The organism is Clostridium sp. NSJ-145 (assembly GCF_021044725.1).
GTDB lineage: Bacteria > Bacillota > Clostridia > Clostridiales > Clostridiaceae > Clostridium > Clostridium disporicum_B.
The window spans coordinates 41,538-60,743 of record NZ_JAJNOS010000001.1; the positions used below are offsets into that span (position 1 = coordinate 41,538).

27 protein-coding genes are annotated in these 19,206 nt (G+C 26.8%); 1 reads left to right on the top strand and 26 read right to left on the bottom strand.

The window, feature by feature from the left end; genetic code table 11:
* Positions 1–7: 7 nt before the first annotated feature.
* From LQE93_RS00235 to LQE93_RS00360, 26 genes are all read right to left on the bottom strand, one after another.
* Positions 8–877 carry a polyprenyl synthetase family protein gene (locus LQE93_RS00235; protein ID WP_055265818.1) on the bottom strand — a complete coding sequence of 290 codons (870 nt, stop codon included), beginning with the start codon at positions 875–877 and terminating at the stop codon, positions 8–10.
* Complete coding sequence (gene xseB / locus LQE93_RS00240; RefSeq protein WP_055265820.1) at positions 867–1,082, bottom strand: exodeoxyribonuclease VII small subunit; 216 nt, start codon at positions 1,080–1,082, stop codon at positions 867–869. Before xseB ends, LQE93_RS00235 begins: the two co-directional genes overlap by 11 nt.
* On the bottom strand, positions 1,082–2,296 hold the full coding sequence (gene xseA, locus LQE93_RS00245; protein ID WP_055265822.1) for an exodeoxyribonuclease VII large subunit: 1,215 nt from the start codon (positions 2,294–2,296) through the stop codon (positions 1,082–1,084). The genes xseB and xseA overlap by 1 nt, the downstream gene beginning before the upstream one ends.
* Entirely contained in the window at positions 2,286–3,134 is an 849-nt protein-coding gene (locus tag LQE93_RS00250; RefSeq protein ID WP_055265824.1) for a tetrahydrofolate dehydrogenase/cyclohydrolase catalytic domain-containing protein, read from the bottom strand. Before LQE93_RS00250 ends, xseA begins: the two co-directional genes overlap by 11 nt.
* 30 nt (positions 3,135–3,164) lie before the next feature.
* Positions 3,165–3,569, bottom strand: coding sequence for a transcription antitermination factor NusB (gene nusB, locus LQE93_RS00255; RefSeq protein ID WP_055265826.1), 405 nt, complete (start codon positions 3,567–3,569; stop codon positions 3,165–3,167).
* Positions 3,570–3,760: 191 nt separating this feature from the next.
* Positions 3,761–4,150 (bottom strand): Asp23/Gls24 family envelope stress response protein, encoded by a 390-nt coding sequence (locus LQE93_RS00260; RefSeq protein WP_055265828.1) that lies wholly within the window; start codon positions 4,148–4,150, stop codon positions 3,761–3,763.
* Between the two features lie 87 nt (positions 4,151–4,237).
* Positions 4,238–4,741 carry a SpoIIIAH-like family protein gene (locus LQE93_RS00265; RefSeq protein WP_055265830.1) on the bottom strand — a complete coding sequence of 168 codons (504 nt, stop codon included), beginning with the start codon at positions 4,739–4,741 and terminating at the stop codon, positions 4,238–4,240.
* A 54-nt stretch (positions 4,742–4,795) separates the two neighbouring features.
* Positions 4,796–5,401 carry a stage III sporulation protein AG gene (gene spoIIIAG, locus LQE93_RS00270; protein WP_055265832.1) on the bottom strand — a complete coding sequence of 202 codons (606 nt, stop codon included), beginning with the start codon at positions 5,399–5,401 and terminating at the stop codon, positions 4,796–4,798.
* Positions 5,402–5,989, bottom strand: a complete 588-nt coding sequence (locus LQE93_RS00275) for a stage III sporulation protein AF (RefSeq protein ID WP_231071615.1) — start codon at positions 5,987–5,989, stop codon at positions 5,402–5,404.
* 3 nt (positions 5,990–5,992) lie between these two features.
* On the bottom strand, positions 5,993–7,180 hold the full coding sequence (gene spoIIIAE / locus LQE93_RS00280) for a stage III sporulation protein AE (protein ID WP_055265836.1): 1,188 nt from the start codon (positions 7,178–7,180) through the stop codon (positions 5,993–5,995).
* Positions 7,181–7,189: 9 nt separating this feature from the next.
* Positions 7,190–7,573 carry a stage III sporulation protein AD gene (gene spoIIIAD, locus LQE93_RS00285; RefSeq protein WP_055265838.1) on the bottom strand — a complete coding sequence of 128 codons (384 nt, stop codon included), beginning with the start codon at positions 7,571–7,573 and terminating at the stop codon, positions 7,190–7,192.
* Positions 7,574–7,582: 9 nt separating this feature from the next.
* Positions 7,583–7,780 carry a stage III sporulation protein AC gene (spoIIIAC, locus tag LQE93_RS00290; protein ID WP_055265996.1) on the bottom strand — a complete coding sequence of 66 codons (198 nt, stop codon included), beginning with the start codon at positions 7,778–7,780 and terminating at the stop codon, positions 7,583–7,585.
* Positions 7,781–7,801: 21 nt separating this feature from the next.
* A complete protein-coding gene (gene spoIIIAB, locus LQE93_RS00295) occupies positions 7,802–8,320 on the bottom strand; it encodes a stage III sporulation protein SpoIIIAB (RefSeq protein ID WP_055265840.1) in 519 nt (172 codons plus the stop codon).
* Positions 8,305–9,228, bottom strand: a complete 924-nt coding sequence (spoIIIAA, locus tag LQE93_RS00300) for a stage III sporulation protein AA (protein ID WP_055265842.1) — start codon at positions 9,226–9,228, stop codon at positions 8,305–8,307. The genes spoIIIAB and spoIIIAA overlap by 16 nt, the downstream gene beginning before the upstream one ends.
* A 152-nt stretch (positions 9,229–9,380) precedes the next feature.
* Positions 9,381–9,743: a CD1247 N-terminal domain-containing protein gene (locus LQE93_RS00305; protein WP_055265844.1), complete on the bottom strand. Its 363-nt coding sequence runs from the start codon at positions 9,741–9,743 to the stop codon at positions 9,381–9,383.
* A 133-nt stretch (positions 9,744–9,876) separates the two neighbouring features.
* Positions 9,877–10,434 (bottom strand): elongation factor P, encoded by a 558-nt coding sequence (gene efp / locus LQE93_RS00310; protein WP_186838557.1) that lies wholly within the window; start codon positions 10,432–10,434, stop codon positions 9,877–9,879.
* 162 nt (positions 10,435–10,596) lie between these two features.
* Positions 10,597–10,944 (bottom strand): hypothetical protein, encoded by a 348-nt coding sequence (locus tag LQE93_RS00315; protein ID WP_055265848.1) that lies wholly within the window; start codon positions 10,942–10,944, stop codon positions 10,597–10,599.
* Positions 10,945–10,946: 2 nt separating this feature from the next.
* Positions 10,947–11,339, bottom strand: a complete 393-nt coding sequence (locus LQE93_RS00320) for a hypothetical protein (RefSeq protein ID WP_055265852.1) — start codon at positions 11,337–11,339, stop codon at positions 10,947–10,949.
* Complete coding sequence (locus LQE93_RS00325) at positions 11,320–11,967, bottom strand: hypothetical protein (protein ID WP_055265854.1); 648 nt, start codon at positions 11,965–11,967, stop codon at positions 11,320–11,322. The genes LQE93_RS00320 and LQE93_RS00325 overlap by 20 nt, the downstream gene beginning before the upstream one ends.
* An 8-nt stretch (positions 11,968–11,975) precedes the next feature.
* Positions 11,976–12,410 carry a prepilin-type N-terminal cleavage/methylation domain-containing protein gene (locus LQE93_RS00330; protein WP_055265856.1) on the bottom strand — a complete coding sequence of 145 codons (435 nt, stop codon included), beginning with the start codon at positions 12,408–12,410 and terminating at the stop codon, positions 11,976–11,978.
* Positions 12,401–12,868, bottom strand: a complete 468-nt coding sequence (locus LQE93_RS00335; protein ID WP_055265858.1) for a type II secretion system protein — start codon at positions 12,866–12,868, stop codon at positions 12,401–12,403. Before LQE93_RS00335 ends, LQE93_RS00330 begins: the two co-directional genes overlap by 10 nt.
* Positions 12,869–12,872: 4 nt before the next feature.
* Complete coding sequence (locus tag LQE93_RS00340; protein ID WP_055265860.1) at positions 12,873–13,274, bottom strand: type IV pilus modification PilV family protein; 402 nt, start codon at positions 13,272–13,274, stop codon at positions 12,873–12,875.
* A gap of 13 nt (positions 13,275–13,287) precedes the next feature.
* On the bottom strand, positions 13,288–13,734 hold the full coding sequence (locus tag LQE93_RS00345; protein ID WP_055265862.1) for a type II secretion system protein: 447 nt from the start codon (positions 13,732–13,734) through the stop codon (positions 13,288–13,290).
* The gene (locus LQE93_RS00350) at positions 13,727–14,761 is read right to left on the bottom strand and encodes a type II secretion system F family protein (protein WP_055265864.1); all 1,035 of its coding nucleotides are present in this window, start codon (positions 14,759–14,761) and stop codon (positions 13,727–13,729) included. The genes LQE93_RS00345 and LQE93_RS00350 overlap by 8 nt, the downstream gene beginning before the upstream one ends.
* On the bottom strand, positions 14,727–16,148 hold the full coding sequence (locus tag LQE93_RS00355) for a GspE/PulE family protein (protein ID WP_231071617.1): 1,422 nt from the start codon (positions 16,146–16,148) through the stop codon (positions 14,727–14,729). Before LQE93_RS00355 ends, LQE93_RS00350 begins: the two co-directional genes overlap by 35 nt.
* A gap of 78 nt (positions 16,149–16,226) precedes the next feature.
* On the bottom strand, positions 16,227–17,228 hold the full coding sequence (locus LQE93_RS00360; RefSeq protein WP_055265866.1) for a hypothetical protein: 1,002 nt from the start codon (positions 17,226–17,228) through the stop codon (positions 16,227–16,229).
* A 166-nt stretch (positions 17,229–17,394) separates the two neighbouring features.
* Between LQE93_RS00360 and LQE93_RS00365 the strand changes: the two genes are divergently transcribed.
* A complete protein-coding gene (locus LQE93_RS00365; protein ID WP_055265868.1) occupies positions 17,395–19,131 on the top strand; it encodes an Rqc2 family fibronectin-binding protein in 1,737 nt (578 codons plus the stop codon).
* Positions 19,132–19,206: the final 75 nt, after the last annotated feature.

A 19,206-nucleotide genomic window follows, 5' to 3' on the forward strand; every position in this document is an offset into this window, starting at 1 on the left:
CCTTTGTTTAATATTCTCTATCTAACAACTCATATGTTAATTTAATTAAATCACTAGCATCAACAGATAGAGTCTTAAGTATATCAATACAATTCTCCGTTAACTTTTTACATTCTATTTTACAATATTCTAATCCATAAAGTGATATGAAGTTTGTTTTATCATTATTCTCATCACTTAATGTATTTTTCCCTAACTTATTAACATTGCCTTCTACGTCAAGTATATCATCTTTTATTTGAAAAACTAAACCTAATTTTTGTCCAAATTCATTTAGTTTATTTTTATCATCTTCATTAGCTCCAGCAAGCATCGCTCCAACTACAACCGATGCTCTTATAAGTTCACCAGTCTTTTTTAAATGCATATAATTTAATACATCTTTTGAGACTTTCTTTCCTTCACTTACAATATCTACAACTTGGCCACCAATCATGCCTTCTGGTCCTGCAGCTTCAGCTATTTCAATTGCTGCTTTTAAAGCATTTTCTCCATTTTTAAGTGCAAAGCTCATCATTAATGACATAGCCTCATTTAATAGCGTATCACCAGCTAATATAGCTATTGCCTCACCATATTTTTTATGATTTGTTGGCATCCCTCTTCTTAAATCATCATTATCCATAGCTGGTAAATCGTCATGAATTAATGAATACGTATGTATCATCTCCATAGCTGCAGCTACAGGTAAAATATCTTTCCAATTATTCTTATACATACTATAACTTAATATCATTAATATAGGTCTAATCCTTTTACCACCTATATTTAAGCTATAGCTAGCTGAATCATATATTATCTTATTATAATTGCCTTTATCATTAAAATAATTTTTCAAATAATCATTAAGCGATTCCCTAATCTCTTTATTCTTCATCACTATTCACCGCTTCATTTTCTTCTTTAATATTTATAAATTTACCTTCTAATGTATTTAATGTTTTATATAATTTATTTATAAGCTTACTACCTTTTTCATATTCCTTCATTGATTCCTCAAGGGTAAGCTCAGAATTCTCTAAGTTTCTTAGAATATCTTCTAAGTTTTCTAACATCTCATTATAACTCTCTTTTTTTGCCATTATAAATCTCCTCCCCTTTCTGTCAAGATAAAGCTTCCTTTAACATATCCATCCCTTAAAGTAATATTAATCTCCTCTTTATCACTAAAATCCTCTACATTTTTTAAGATATTATCATTCTCATCCTTAATTATAGCATATCCTTTTCTTAATATATTTATAGGGCTACGAGCTTGAAGAATTTCATTTAAAGATATTAATTTTTGTTTTTCCTTATCTATCTTATTCTTAATACTAAAATCTAATCTTTCTTTTAAGTTTTGAACTTCTAAATATCCATTTACAATCTTATTTAAAGGGGATTTTAATCTTAATACTTCATCATAACTTTCTAAGAGATTTTTTTCTATTTCAAATTTTCTTTGCATTATTGTGTTTAGATTATATTTGTTAATTTCTATTCTCTTATATATATCTTCTTCTAAAGGAGCTACCAATTCCCCCGCCTGTGATGGCGTTGCTGCTCTTATATCTGCTACAAAATCTGATATGGTAAAATCTACTTCATGTCCAACGGCTGACACAATAGGAATATTAGAATTAAATATTGTTTTAGCTAACTCTTCTTCATTAAAGTTCCATAACTCTTCAATGGAGCCTCCACCTCTACCAATAATTATTACATCTACATTCTTTTTTCTATTAAAATACTTTATACCTTCAATTATTGTCTTGTACGCTCCATTTCCTTGAACCTGAGCTGGATAAAGCATTATATCCACTAATGTATTTCTTCTTCTAATAACATTCTTTATATCTTGTATAGCTGCTCCTGTTTCAGATGTTACTACACCTATTGATCTTATATCTCTAGGTATATCTTTTTTTAAATCTTCATCAAAATATCCTTCTTTTGCTAGTTTAGACTTTAACTTTTCAAATTTAACGTATAGTTCTCCTATACCTTCTTTTTCAATTTCATCACAATATATTTGAAATGTCCCACTAGCTGTATAAACAGAAGCTCTACCTCTTATAACAACTTCCATTCCATCTTCTAAAGGAAATCTTAAATCATAAGCTCTATTTTTAAACATTATACAGTTTATCTTGCCAGCAGAATCTTTTAACGAAAAGTATATATGTCCACTTGAATGAAGCTTTAAATTAGAAATCTCCCCTTTTACAGAGAGATTATTTAAAATAAAGTCATTATCCAATATTTTTTTTATATAGTTATTTACTTCTGATACAGATAATGTCTTAATCTTCATCTTTCTCTAATGCCTCACATGAATTTTTTATTAGTAAAGTGGTAGTTAATGCTCCTACTCCTCCTGGAACAGGTGTTACAAATGATGCTTTATCAATAACTTTATCAAAGTCTACATCTCCTGTTATTTTCCCATCAACTGAAGATGTCCCAACATCAATTACTATGGCTCCATCTTTTACAAATTCATCATCTATAAACTTAGGCTTTCCAATAGCACTAATTAATATATCGGCTTCCTTACAAACATCTTTTAAATTCTTAGTTTTCGAATGACATACTGTAACTGTACAGTTTTCATTTAATAATAATGTACTTAGAGGTTTACCTACAATATTACTTCTCCCAATTACTACAGCTCTTTTACCTTCTAAAGTAATATCTAAACTCTTTAAAATTCTTATAACTGAGTTTGGGGTACATGGAAGAAAACATTTTTCTCCCATATATAACTTTCCAACATTCTCATATGTTAAGCAATCAATATCTTTATCTGCTGAAATATTAGAAATAACTCTTTTCTCATTCATTTCTTTTGGTAAAGGTAATTGAAGTATTATTCCACTAATATCTTCTCTATTATTTAAATCTATAATCTCGTTTATTAATTCTTCTTCTGAAATAGAACTAGGGAATAATATTTTATCAAAACCAACACCTAATGACTTAGATATTTTTTCCTGATTATTTATGTAATAAATAGACCCTCCATCTTCTCCAACAAGAATAGATGCTATTTTAGGTATTATTAAATTATTAGCTTTTCTAAAATTTACAAACTCCGATATATCTAGTTTTATTTTATCAGCTATATTTTTTCCTTTAATTATTTCTCCCATATGTATACCCCTACTCACCTATTCATATAATTAAATACTTTTAAACGCTTTATCTAATACACCATTGATAAATGATACGCTCTTTTCATCAGAGTATTTTTTAGTTAACTCAATCGCTTCATTTATAGCAACTTTTTCTGGTACATCTTCAACATAAAGCATTTCACCAACAGCTAGTCTAAGTATTGTTAGGTTAACTCTTGAAATTCTATCTAATTTCCAATTCACTAATGATTCTGTAATTATTCCATCTATCTTTTCTAAATTATCAGTTACAACTTTCACTGTAGATTTAATATACTCTAAATCTATAGTTGTAAGATCCATTTCATAGTCTTCTACAAAGTTTTCTATTGTTTCTTCATATGAATTTTTACTTAATTCCATTCCGAATAATAATTCCATTGCAATTTCTCTTGATCTTTGTCTTTTCATAATTTCCTCCTAAGTACTAATGCATATATTATATCTATATAAACACTTACTTTATTAATATTATAAACTTATATTTATTAATTAAACATATGTATATTACAATATAATCTTACTTGTGTCTATAATAAATCAATTTATTAACTAAAATTTCTCTAAATAATGAGAAACCCTCTGATGATCAGAGGGTTTTACTAATCTTCTTTTAGATTTTCTTGTTCTTGCTTTGGTACATATATGTTTTGAACACTTATATTTACCGCTTCAACACTTAACCCAGTTATAGTTTCAACAGTTTTCTTTACATTTTCTTGTACACTATTAACTACATCTGGAATCTTAACTCCATACTCAACTGCTACAGATAAGTCAATAACAGCCTTGTCTTCTACTAAAGTAACTTTAACGCTTTTTCCTAAGTTATTCTTCTTACCTTTTAATATTTGTGATATGTTATTTCCAACGCCTTGTGGAAGCTCTATTATTCCATCAATTTCTTCTGCTGCTATTCCTGCAATTACACTAACAACTTCATCAGAAATCTTTACGATTCCTAATGCTGAATCAGTCTTAACATTTTCCATATTAAACCCTCCTCAAGGTTTACATTTTTGTAAAACCTCTTTTTTCTTATGTTTATTATATCAAAATACTTTTACTATTACAACGAATTATTTCTTTGTTTCTATTTGTATATCACTTAATGTTGTAATATCTTCAACTAATTGTTGTAATAAAGCAGTTTCCTCTGTAGTAGGAGTTTCCTTTACTTTAACATATACTGTAACCTTATTAGAATCTATCATACAAATAGCATCTTCATACCCTTTATTCATGATTCCCATTTCAACTCTTGATTCTTGTTCTTGAAGTTGAGCTTTTTGAATTAACGAATTATTTGCTATGTCTTTCGCCTCTTGAGAAGCACTTGCATCTTCAGTAATTGCTTTCATCTCATCTTTAATTTTTGCATCAGATTGAGCTTTTTGTGTTCTTAGGTTATAGAAATAATCTTGAGTACTCATTGTTTGTTCTTCTGTATCATTTTCTAGTAACATTGCACCTAAATCTGTTGGATCTGTTAATCCGCTTTCATTTAATTTCATTGATAATACTCCAACACATACTATCAAAGCCATAAGTGTAAAGATAATCCCAAATTGTTTTTTTGTCATTTTAAAAATCCCCCTATACATTTTTCTATTTTCTATTTTTCTATAAATTATATGCTAGTTTTCCATAGGATATACATTAACCTTGTCTAAACTTAAATTATATAAAGTAGAAACTGCAATTTGAATATCATATCTTAATTTACTATTACTTGCACCTTCTGCTACTATAATTATTCCTGTTATCTTAGGCTTATAAGTCTGTACTATAAACGGTTCATTAGTACTTCCATCAGAATACATAACAACGGTATCTCCTCCAGTTTCTTGTATTGTAGATCGTGTTCCACCTTGTGAATCCTCTTCTCTAGTTTCAGCGGTTTGTGTTGTAGAATTATACGCTGGAACCTTTACTTCTCCACTTTCAAAGTGCATCTTAACATCCACCTTCCCAACACCTTCCATCTTAGATAGTATATCTTGCAGTTCTTGCTTTTGTTCAGCTTCATAATCTAAAATTTCTTTACTTATTTCAGCTTCCTCTACAGTTACTTCTTGTGCACCTTTTGGAGTTAAACTTGATTTTTCATTGCTACTACCAGTAAAAAATGCAGTATAAGCTAACCATAGAAATGCTATAACAAGTAAAACTGCCAGTGCATTAAAAAAAGTTTTATTATTAACTATTTTCTTTAGTTCGTTATTAAGTTTCTCTTTATCCATTTACTCACTCCTCTCCACTTTATATACCTCTATTTTTTCTCTAGAAACATTAAGTTCTTCTGTCAAGTAATCGATTATTTCTTCGCTACCTTCTATCTCTTCATTTGATGACATAACTTCAGTACTTTTACTTGTATCTATCTTAATCTTCTCTATAAGTTTTATTTTGTTATCTTTTACTCCAACATTTATTTTTTCAATATTATATGTCATATTTTCTAAATCAACTGTGCATATAACATCACATTCAAATTTTTTACCATCAAACTTATCTTCTAGAAGCATTGCACAGTTTTTGTTTAAATTCTCCTTAAAAGCCTCTACCCTCGTATCATTAACTGCACTGTTATCATTTGAAATTGTCCCCTGAGATAAAATTTGTTCGTATTTCTCAATAGCTCCTATAATTTCCCCTTCCCCTTTTGTAAAAAGATAAACAATAGGATTTAACAATACAGAAACAAGGACCAAATTTAAAACAAACTTTATATATTTTTTAATAGGTTTATCTGGAGCTATCATTTCTACTGAGGTTATAAATATTATTGTTGTAACTAATGCAATTATAAAGCTTTTAATATACTCCATACACTATCCCCCTATTACAAATTTTCCTGCTTGTACCATCATTGCAATCAGTAAAAAGAACATTAAACTAACGCATAATACACAACTCATTATCAATGTTAACGATTCTCCTGCTGCCGCTATAGATTTTGTTATACGCTTGTCTGCTATTGGTTCTAAAAGAGATGCAGACAATTTGAATATTATAGATGATAAAACTATTTTTATTATCGGGTACAATATTATAAGTATAATTACTATAAGCCCTATTGATCCTATAGCATTTTTTATAATCAACGAATAACCAGCTACAGATGATATAGCATCTGAAAATGATTTCCCAACTATAGGTATAAAGTTATCAATAGCAAACTTTGTTGTTTTTAAAGTAACAGCATCAATCGTAGAAGATGTAATTCCTCTAACCGTTAACAATCCTATAAATATTGTTATTATTATTCCCTGTATCCATATTGTACTTTTTTTTGCTATATCACATAAATTACTTAACTTACTTCCATTAGTCATATTGTTTGCAAACTGCAATACAAAACTTGATAAAATAAGTGGTATTATTATATTTAAGTATAGTTGTGGAATTAAAATTGTAGCACCTAAAACTATAGGATCCATTGTAGCTGCTTGAGTTAATCCACCAGCTGCACCTAGCATCAAAACTAATACAGGTAACAATTTACTCATAAATTCCACTACATTTGTTATAACATCCTTCGCCATATCTAAAGATATCAAAAAGGTTTTTGTAAGTATTACTATCATTAAAGCATAACAGGCATAAAAAGCTACTTCAGATATTCCCTCTGAATTAAATGCTTCTTGCAGACTTTTTAGCAATGCACTAATTATTCCTATTGCAATAATCGAAAAAGATAAACCTAAAACACTTTTGACTTCCTTTAAAAGTAAGCTTACAACAGCTCCCCCTATCTTTGATAAGCTAATATTCCCTTTACCATCTTCCATATAAGCTTTAATATAACTTACTGGATCTAATTCATTCATAAGCTCTATATCACTTTTCATAGTGTTTATATAATTATATAAGCTGTCTACTTCACTTTGTATCTCATCATTACCTAGAACTGATGTTATATTATCTTCTGCAAAAGATATATTTGTCACTGAACCAAAACTGAAAAGTATTATTGAAAAAATTAAACTTAAAAATATTCTTTTTATTTTTTTATTCATATCTAACACCTACAATATCTGAAGGATTGAATTTAATACTGCCATCAGTATCGGTATAGCTAATGCTAAAATAAGTATCTTTCCAGCAAACTCAACTTTAGATGCTATACTTGTAGCACCCGCGTCTTTACATATCTCACTACAAAATGTTGAAAGATATGCAATGGCAAGTATCTTAAGAACTATTCCTATATAAACCATATCTATATTAGCTTTATCAGCAATAGTATTAATAAAATTTATTATCTCGCTTAGTTTATCTATTAGAGCTAAAAATATTATTGCTCCTGCGATAATAGCTACCAAAACTGCCAATTCTTTTTTTCTCTCACCTAGAAGCATAAATATAAATAGTGCTGCTAAAGCAAAAGAAACTACTTTTATAATCTCCATAAAATACTCCTATAAAGTAAATAGAGTCTTCACTGAATCAAATAATTTATATATTATACTTAGTACTGCTATTAAGATTATTACTATCCCTGCTAAATTAGTTAATACAGATATATCCTCTCTTCCTCCGCTTTTTAGAACCTTATCGATTATTATCAATAAGACCCCCATAGCTCCAATTTTAAATAATAAACTAAAATCCAACACCACTTTTAAATATCCCCCTTTTTATATGAAAAATATAGCTATTATTGCTCCAACACAAACACCAATACCCCTATACATTTTTCTATTAACTTTACACTCTTCCTCAGCTTCAAGGTATTTTCTTTTCAATTCTTCAGAAGTTAAATTAAAAATTTTCTCCTGCCCATAAACTCCAGATTCACCTAATGAAAAGAAGAAATCTTTAATTATATTAAAATCATCTGCCTTTAAATGAAACTCATCTTTATGGTTATTATAACTTTTATTGAATCCTTCATATACGCTATATATCTCTCCAACCTCCAGCATATCAGCTGTTTCTTTAAAAACTTTACTAAAAGGACTTTCAAGCTTATAGCTAATATTTAATAACGCTGTAGGTAACGGTGTACTAGAGTATAAGACCTCAGTATTCATAAGCATTAATGCCTTTTGGAAATCTTTAAGCTCTACGCTTCTATGTTTAAACACTTCTCCAAAATAGAATCCTATATAGATGCATGCTAGAAATACCACTAAAATAACTATAATTCTAAACATTTAATTTCACCTCTTTCTATTTTGTATATTCTTTCAATAGTACCTGCTCCTTTTCTACTACTTAATATCACTACTCTTTCTATTATTGATTCATCAATTAACTCTTTAAAAACTTTTCTACTATATATATCTTCTATGTCAAAACCATGAACTGTTACAACTATATTTACTCCTGAATTAAATGCCATATTAAGAGCTTCAACTTCTCCTAAAGTACCTATTTCATCACATATCAATACATCTGGTGACAGACTTCTTATCGCCATAATCATCCCTGTTTTTTTCAAACAGTTATCTAGTACATCCGTCCTAATACCCACATCCATCTGAGGTACTCCATTATAACAAGCTGCTACCTCACTTCTTTCATCAATAATAACAACCTTTTTTCCTTTTAACCCAAGAGAATATACTCCATTTGAGATATTCTTTGCTATATCTCTTAAGATAGTTGTTTTCCCACACTTAGGTGGAGAAACTATAAGAGTATTATAAATTCTGTCACCTCCAGTTATAATAGGCATGATTTTCTTAGCTGATCCTACAACTGCTTTAGATATACGTATATTTAATGAAGATATATTTTTTATAGTTTTAATCTCTCCATTAGAAATAACACACTCTCCAGCTATCCCAACTCTATGTCCACCTTTTATTGTTATATATCCTTGTTTTATTTCCTCTTCATAAGCATATAAAGAATAGTTTGATATCTTTACAAGTATTCCTTTAACTTCATCATTAGTTGTAACATAATTTAATACCTTCTCCTCATTTGATAATATTAATATTATTGGTTTACCAACCTTTATTCTTATCTCTTGTATAGTTCCATCGCTTATAAATTTTTTTGTTTCATTAGCAATTTTTTCAGGAAGTATTCTTATAACTTCTTCTCCATAAACCATTTTAATCACTTCCTCTTCCACCGTTCTATATAATTTTTATTTCACACACTTTATAATTATTCTTAATATAAATAAAATATGTAAAATATTTTTATTATTTAGATAACATATTTTTATAAAAAAAAGAAACTGCAAATCTTTGCAGTTTCTTTTTAATTAGCCTTATTATTACAAAATGGACATGGAATATTATTATTTTTATTTAAAGCATCCTTTTCAACAAAAAGTGGTTTTCCACAACATTTACAGCTAATCTCAATATATTCATCTTCAATATCCATTAAGTCTTCAAAAGTTACTTCTTCAAATAATTCATCTTGTATATCTGTTAAATCTTCACCTATGTATCCAACATTCTCTTCTAGAGACTCTTGTTTAACTATAACTTCTTCTACTTTATCACTTAAATTAATTAACAAATTAGAAATTTGATTGAATAACTCTTTATATTTCTCATCTTGTATACTTTCTATACTATTTTTGATATTATCTATTTCATCAAAAATCTCTCTCACTTGCTTTCACTTCCTTAAAAGTTAATACTCTTATCTAAATTATACCCTTTTTGTAAAATTTATTATCAACTTATTATTAAAAATAGATATTAAAAAATGCTAAGTTCTAAGGAACTTAGCATTAATTAAGATATTAAACTCTTTCCATGTATTCGCCAGTTCTAGTATCTACTCTTATAGTATCTCCTTCATTAACGAACATTGGAACGTTAACTACAGCTCCTGTTTCTAATGTAGCTGGTTTCATAGCATTTGTTGCTGTATTACCTTTGATTCCTGGATCTGCTTGAGTTATTAATAATTCAACGAAGTTTGGTGCTTCAACTGAGAAAGCATCTCCTTTGTAGAATTTAATTATAGCAAACATGTTTTCTTTTAAGAATTTTATAGCATCTTCAACTTTTTCATAGTTTAGTGGAATTTGCTCATAAGTTTCTTGATCCATGAAGTAGTATAATTCTCCATCAGAGTATAAGTATTGCATTTCTTTTCTTTCTATTACTGCTTCTTGTAATTTAGCAGTTGGGTTGAAAGTTGTATCTGTAACTCCACCTGAAATAACGTTTCTTAACTTAGTTCTAACGAATGCAGCACCTTTACCTGGTTTTACATGAAGAAAATCGATTACTGTAAAAACTTGTCCTTCATATTCAAAAGTAGTACCTTTTCTTAAATCACCTGCTGATATCATATAAGTTCCCTCCAAATAACTTGAATTCATAATTATTATGACCGTAAAACTCGATAAATAGTCATAACTATATTGTTGCATAATGACACAACAAAAATATTCTATCAAAATTACTAAAGAAATGCAATTATTTCATAAATATCTGTTGAATTTTTAATTATTTCATCTACATATGTCCAATAAAACCTGAAAATCATTAACATTTCCATCAATTTTATAATTAATTATATTATAATTTTTTAGTAATTCTATACTATTCAATACTTCTTCCTTACTACCTGACAATAAAACTTTACCACTCCATATCTCTCCATCATCTTTTAACTCTAATACTTCTAAATTTTCTATTTCATTTAACTCTATATCAATCTCTTTAAAATTTCCTTTTACTCTAACTTCATTACTAGAAATAACTTCTGTTGTTTTGTTATCCTCATTAAAATATAAACAAATTTGTATAATAGTTATCGCAAATATAACAATATAAATAATCATTTTTCTTTTAATCATAATTATCTTTTTATCACCCTTAAAATCATATTATCTTCTATCCTCTTATACTCTTTTATATCAAACCCTTCTTCCTCAATGTTATATGCAAATTTTCTATCTTTTAAATATATTTCTCCATCGTTGTTTTGTATTGAAATATTTATATAGTAATCATCATTTATATTAATCCATTCTTTTATACTTTTTATTTTATTTTCATAGTAATATATATCATCTTCACTAAATACTTCTATATCTTTATCATAATTTATCTTATTTAAATTTAAAGGTAGTAAAATACTATTTAAAAAAATCATCAGAAATAATGCTCTTTTATTACTTCTCTCAAATTCACTAACTTTCTTTACTCTAATATTCTCTGGTAAAAAATCTTTATATTTTTGATATTTCATATTCTACCTTCTCTTTCAAATTTATAAAATTAATCTCCTTAACGACTTCATTTTCTGAAATACTTTCTATAATTATATCCTTCAAATTAATATCGACTAATAAATCTTCTCCTACTAATTCTTCAAGAAGTAACTTATGTAAAGTATCTTCTCTTTCTTCCATGGTTTTCGAGTAAATTAATATTCCACTTTGAACCCGAATAAAATATAAATAATTATTTATTTTAACTAAAGCTTTATAGGTTTTCTTATATTTAAACCTTTTCTTTATAATGCTTATTAAAGTATATTGAATAGGTTCTACACGCATCTTTTCAGCTTTATATAAAATTCTACTTACTTTATTTCTCTGTTTAATTGAATATATATATATTTTCTTTGATTTTTTATCAATAATGTAATCCACTAATGTATCTTCATCAATAATCAAATTATTTTGTATATCTTTTTCTATATCTTTATTAATATTTATATCTATCTTTTCACAAATTTTTATTAATGGATTTTCTGCTAATATTACTACTCTAATATTTTTACCACATTTACTTGTCAGACTCTCTATATCATTATCTTCATATATTTTACCTTTATAGACATACTTATTCTTTTCTATAACAACAGTATTCATAAACTCTCCTATTTATTAGTGTATGCTGTGATATATCTCGTGGGAATTAATTTAATCTTTTCAGGCTCACTTACAACCTCATATTCCAATTTTCTATATTTCCTCTCTAAATTTTTCTTATGAATCAAATATATATCCTTATCTAATAACTCTATATATAAATTATTATCATTTGATGAAGTATATATTATTTTTTCTTCTATTCCCTCTTCTTCTAGCTTTCTCATAAGCTCTATATCTAAAGAAATTTTATTTTCTGCCACTTTTATCAACTGTTCTTCTTCACTATTAAGTGTTAAAATATCTTCTTTTATCCCATAATAATTAGATTTTCTTAGGTTTACAAAGTTTTGTTTTGCATATAAGGATATAAGAACTATTAGAATGCTTATAACGATTAAAGTTTCTAATAATGCAAACCCTCTCTTTTTCTTTATATACATCTTATTCTTCTCTCTTCACTCTTTGTAATAATTTCAAAATATATAAGTTCATCTTTCTGTAAAACATTAAAGTCTTTAACATTCTTTAAAAGAACATTGTTTCCTGTGCTAGTATCTAAATCATCATTTATTAAAGTTTTAACCATTAAGTTATTATCTTTTTTATATATAATCTTTTTCTTAATACTTTTACCTTTATGAACCATTTTTGATACAATCTCAATTTTGTCCCCTTCTACATTGATAGCTATTATATAATCACTTCTAAGAATATTATCAATATTTATAAGACAATTATCCAAATTATCTAATTCCGTGCTTTTATTTATATATAGAACGTATTCTTTAGTAGCAGAAATAATTATATTAAAAGATACCGTTGTTATTATAGTAAAAATACCTAAAGAAACTAATAGTTCTATTAATGTAAATCCTCTTTTATTCTTTTTTTCTTTCAATAAACTACCTCCACTTTATAAACTCCCTTTCTTCTGTGAACCCATCTTCATAAATTGAAATTTTAACATTTAAGCTATCATCACTATTATCAGAAAATGAAATAGTGATTCCATTACCTTTATCCACTTCAAATAAACCTTTACATTTTAAATCCTCTAATATATTATCATAATTTTTCAATTCTATTTTGTTAGCATTACTTTGTGAAATAATATTTTCCTTAGTACAGTTATACTTTAATTCATTCATAATACAGTATGTTATTCTACTCAATTTTTCTTTCGTTTTTCTACTAGTAAGATTAATATTATAATCTTTAACTAACGCTACAAATAATGTTATAACAATCATTAAAATCATCAAACTTACTATAGTTTCAATCAAAGTAACACCTTTTCTTTTCATTTATCCACCTTTATTAATAAATATTTACTAAATCTATCCCAACTGAAATTGTTACTTCATGATATTCTCCAGTTAAACTTTTAAAAATTATAGAATTGCTAGAAACTACCCCTTTACTACTTACAGGTATTTTAAAATCAGATACAAATTTATATCCCTTTGGTAAAGTTACCTTCGCAATTATATTCTTTGTAATTTCATTTTTTGTATCTATAAAAAGTATTTCTCCACTTAAAGTATTTATCTCTAATCTGCCAGTATTTCCAGTATTATAGCTATAGTGTTTAGCAAAACTAATTATATTAGCTATATCATTCTTTAAACTTTTTGATGTAATAGTATCAATAAGTTTATATGTTGACTTACCATTTATAAATATCGGCATAATTACTAATAATATTGCTATTACAACTATAACCTCTATCAATGTATATCCTCTTTTTCTCATACTTCTATCCAATCAACCCTTCAAAAACAGGTAGTATAACTATTAAAATAAAGCTTATCACTAATCCTCCTATAAATACTATTGTTATTGGTTGTATAAGCTCTAGTATCCTATTAAGTTCAGTATTTAATCTATCAAAAAGTTCATCTTCTAATGTAGTCAATACAGTTTCAAGGTTCCCACACTCTTCTCCTAATCTTATATGTGCTAATGTATACCTAGTAAATCCAGAAGTCCCCTCTAAAGCTAACGTTAACGACTTACCTTCTAAAATTGCTAAATTAATAAATTTAAAATCTTCTTTTATTCCACCTAATAAATCTATATCCATACAACGTTCTAATCCTATAGATAAACTAATACCACTTTTAACAATTATAGAAAGTAAAACTACGGAAACATATTCTTTAAATCTTCTTATTAAAGGAGTTTTATATATAATATTAGCTAAATTATTTCTGAAGTAAAAAATAACTGTAGCCGGTGCAAGTACACCCCAAAAAGAGAAAAATACTATAAATAAGATTGGTGATTTATCAATAAATTTTTTTAATAAAATAGAAAGTTCTATTACTTTTGGTATTTCCTTTTCCATAGAAATAAAGATATCTTGGAAAGTCGGTATTACAACCATTACAAAAAAACATACTAATAAAATTGTTATAAACACTAATATAGCTGGATACGTTAAAGAGCTTTTTAATCTTCTTTTCATCAAATTCACCTTTTTGTAATATACATATAACCCATTTAAAACATCGCCTAATCTCCCTGTCTCTTCCCCTACTTTTAACATAGATAAAAAGAATTTTGGATATAATCTATCATATTTGCTAAAAGAATAATATAATCCTTCACCCTTCCCTAAGTCTCCTCGTATATCTGTAATGCTTTTCTTATATTCTTTTGTTAAAGGTAATTCTTCCATCAATTCAAAAGAATTAAATAAAGGTATTCCAGATTTATATAGATTATATAAATTTTCTATAACTATCTGTAAATCTCTATGTTTTGTGTTTAGGAGTGTATTTATCCTCATTGTCAAACTCAATCTCCTCTACTTCTAAAAACAGATTATAATCATTACAACTAATTAGCCCATCTTTTAAAAGTTCCTTCAAATTGTCTACCATCTCTTTATTACTTAGTAATCTATCATCTTCATTTAGATTAACTAATTTCCGTTTATTTTCTTTATTCATATGATGTATAGCTGCTACTAATGCTCTTCCTCTATACCCTGTAAAATTACACCTACTGCATCCTCGTTTTTTATATACATTGATTTTTTTGCCTTCACTCTCAATTTCACCTTCTAATACTTTACAATCATCGCAAAGTATCCTTATTAGACGTTGTGAAATAATTCCTACTAAAGAATCTTTTATAATATAATTCTTTACTCCCATATCTTCTAATCTAAAGAAAACCTCTCTTGCTGTTTTAGTATGTATAGTCGAATATACCTTATGTCCTGTTATTGCAGCAGTAGCAGATATTACAGCAGTCTCATCATCCCTAATTTCACCAACCATTATTATATCTGGATCTTGCCTTAATGTGCTTCTTAAAGCCTCTGCAAAATTCAAGTCAATAGTCTTGTTTAGAGCAATTTGATTTATACCTTGCATAACAACTTCTACGGGATCTTCAAGAGTCGTTATGTTTACCTCTTCTGTATTTACCTCTTGTAATATTGTATATAATGTTGTTGATTTGCCAGATCCTGTTGGTCCGTTAACTAACACAAGTCCATTGCTCACTTTTATTATTTCTTTAATCTTCTTCATTTGATTTTTAGTTAATCTTAAACTTTCCAATTTATAATTAAAAACCTGCCCATATAATATTCTTACTACAAGTTTTTCTCCAAATATTGTGTTAGTAAATGAAAGTCTTAAATCATAATTTTTATCCATTTCTTTAAAAGTAAGTTTACCATCCTGTGGTCGTCTTTTTTCTGTAATATCTAAATTACTTTTAACCTTTAACTTAGATATTATCTTTAAATGTTCTTCTAATGTTAAAATATTGGTAATAACAAGCTTACCATCTATTCTCATTCTAACTACTGTAAATTTCTCTCTTGGTTCAAAATGTATATCTGATGCATTTAATTCTATAGATTTTCTTATTATTATCTCTTCTACATCATCTTCTAAACCTACATATAATCTTTCTATCATTCCAAAAAGAGTATTTTCATCTATTTCTTTTATCTCTAATTCTTTATCAAAAATAAATTTCAATTCATTTTTAATGTTTAGGTTTACATTAGAAGCAATAATATATATTTTTTCACCTTCATTCCTATAAGGAATAGCCTTAAGTCTCTTTGCATCGTCTTTTGTTATTTTTCTTAAAATTTTAATATTAATTTTTTCAAAGTCTATCAACATCTTTTCACCCTTTAAAGTAATTTCCAATTTATCACTTCTTTAATCATTACTTTTAATATTAAAAGTAAAAAAATAAAGATTTCAGACTTTAAAGTCTAAAATCCCTTAATTCATATTAATGAAAGTATATTTCCCTTTACTTTTTGATATTAAATTTACAGTTCCATCAGAATAACTGTATATATTTTGTTCATTATAATCTTCATTACTTCCCATAAACAATAATTCACCCTTTGGACTTACAGATAAACCTTTTTCTAAATTAATCATAAGCGGAAAATCATATACTACCCTATGTAAATCATTACCTAAAATTTCATAAATAGAATATACATCATCTTTTACTTTTCCTAATATGTATATATTTTCATCTATTTTTATTATATCTTTTATATCTATTATTTTTTCAGTAATTTCTTCAAAGCTATTATTTTTTTCTAAGGAAATTAATATTTTCCTATTTTCCATATTATCTTCTATAAACACAACTTCATCGTCTATAGCCTTTAAAAATGAAACATATCCCTTATTTATTTCATATACTAGCTCTTCTGTTTTATTTGATAAGTCATACGTAAAAATTCCACTTTTTTTATCTTCATTTCTTATTCCATAATAAATAAGTGTATTATCTGCTACCCAATCAGCAAATTGACCTGAAATCATAACCTTATTATCAATAATTACTTCTGTTTCATTTTCCAAATCAATAACTTTTGGTTCTAATATTCCATTATCGCAAAAATAAAATATATATTTTCCATCATTAGATAACTTAGGTGATTTTATCTTATTATCATTAATTTTAATATTTTTACCTAAGTACTTAATAAATACATCATCATCTTGGATAAAAATATAATTTCCACTTTCACTATTATATGAAATCACCAACTCGTCTGTATCTATCTTTTCATAGATATTATCTTCATTTAAAGAATATATACTATTACTTTCCAAGTTCCTATAAGCACCTTGACTTAATGTAATTCTCTCTTTTTCTTCTCCTGTTTCCCTTTCCTTTTCTTTCTCTGCACACCCAAACATTAGCATAATTATAGATATAACTATTACTACAAACTTTAAATTATTACTTTTCACTTTCATCTTTACCTCATTTACTTATAAACTATCCCCCACATTTAAGTTATATCTTAAATACATATAATCTCTTATAACTTTTTTTACTTATACCTTACCCCTTGTTACCTTGAACATCTATGCATAATAATGTTATACTATCCTTAAAACAGAAAAAGAGAGGAAAACATTTATGGCATTAGATGGTATCTACTTATATAGTTTAGTCCAAGATTTAAAAAAATCAATAACAAATTCAAAAATTGATAAAATAAATCAACCAGAAAAAGATGAAATTATTATAACATTAAGAAAAGACAGAAAAAATGTTAAACTTTTGATTTCTGCCTCTTCAAAATATCCTAGAATTCATCTTACAGAAGTTAGTAAAACTAATCCTCTTCAAGCACCTATGTTTACAATGGTACTTAGAAAATATTTAATAGGTGGAAGAATACTTGAGGTTGAACAAGTTGATGGTGATAGATTACTTAATATATATATAGAAGCTACAGATGAATTAGGGTTTAACAGTATCTATATACTTGTAGTTGAGATTATGGGACGTCATAGTAATATTACATTAGTTAGACAAAGAGATAATAAAGTAATGGAATGTATAAAACATATTGGTGCAGATGTAAATAGCTATAGAATTCTTTATCCTGGAGTTACTTATAAATATCCTCCTAAATCCAAAAAACTTAATCCTTTTAATTTTTCTAAAGATGAACTTGAAGCTTACTTAGAAAAAAATGATATTCCTTTTGACGCAAATTTATTTTCATCAATTTTTACTGGAATCAGTAAGCCACTTTCTCACCACTTTTATTATGAATATTCTAAATCAGAAAGTGATATAAAATCAGATATTATTTATAATTTTATGAAAGATATGTCTACTACTCTTGTAAATAATTCTGTATTTAACATTACACTTGATTGTAATAGAGATTTTATAGATTTATTTTCTATCAAATTAACTAATATAGAAAATGAAAGCAATTCTCTTGTATTTGAAAACCCTCACTTAATGATGGATAAATATTACATAGAGAAAGATAAGCAGGAGCGTATAAAAAGCAGATCTATCAATATTCAAAAACTTCTAACTACTAATATAGATAGATGCTTAAAGAAAGAAGAAAAACTTAATTCATTACTAAAAAAATGTGAAGGAAAAGATGATTTTAAAATAAAGGGCGACTTATTAACTTCATATATTTATACAATAAAAGCTGGTAGTTCTTCTATTGAACTTTTAAACTTTTATAGCGAAAATGAAGAGTATATGAAAATTCCTTTAGATCCTAATAAATCTCCTTCTGAGAATGTTCAAAGTTATTATAAAAAATATAATAAACTAAAAAAATCTGAAGAATCTTCATTAGAACAATTAGAGAAAAATGAAGAAGAACTTCAATATCTTTATTCCGTATTAACTAATATACAAAATTGTGAAAGCTATGTTGAAATAGATGATATAAAAAATGAGCTTATCTCAACAGGATATATAAGAAATAGAAAGTCAAATAAAAATGATAAAAAATCTAAAGCTTCAAAGCCTTTGCATTTTGTTTCTTCTGAAGGAATTGATATTTTTGTAGGTAAAAATAACATTCAAAATGATTATTTATCTTTAAAATTTGCAAATAAGAATTATATGTGGCTTCATACAAAAAACATACCTGGCTCTCATGTAATTATTTGCTCAACAGATGTTCCTGATAAAACATTAATTGAAGGTGCAACACTTGCTGCTTACTATAGCAAAGCACAAACTTCATCAAAAGTTCCTGTAGACTATACTTTAGTCAGAAATCTAAAAAAACCTGCTGGTTCAAAGCCTGGTATGGTAATATATCATACAAATTACACACTTTACACTGAACCGTCAGAATTAAATTCTTTTAACTTAGAAAAAAAGTAAATTCAAAATAATTCTTTATTAATAAAGCCAGCTTATGCTGGCTTTAAATTATTATCATCTTATAAACTTCTAATT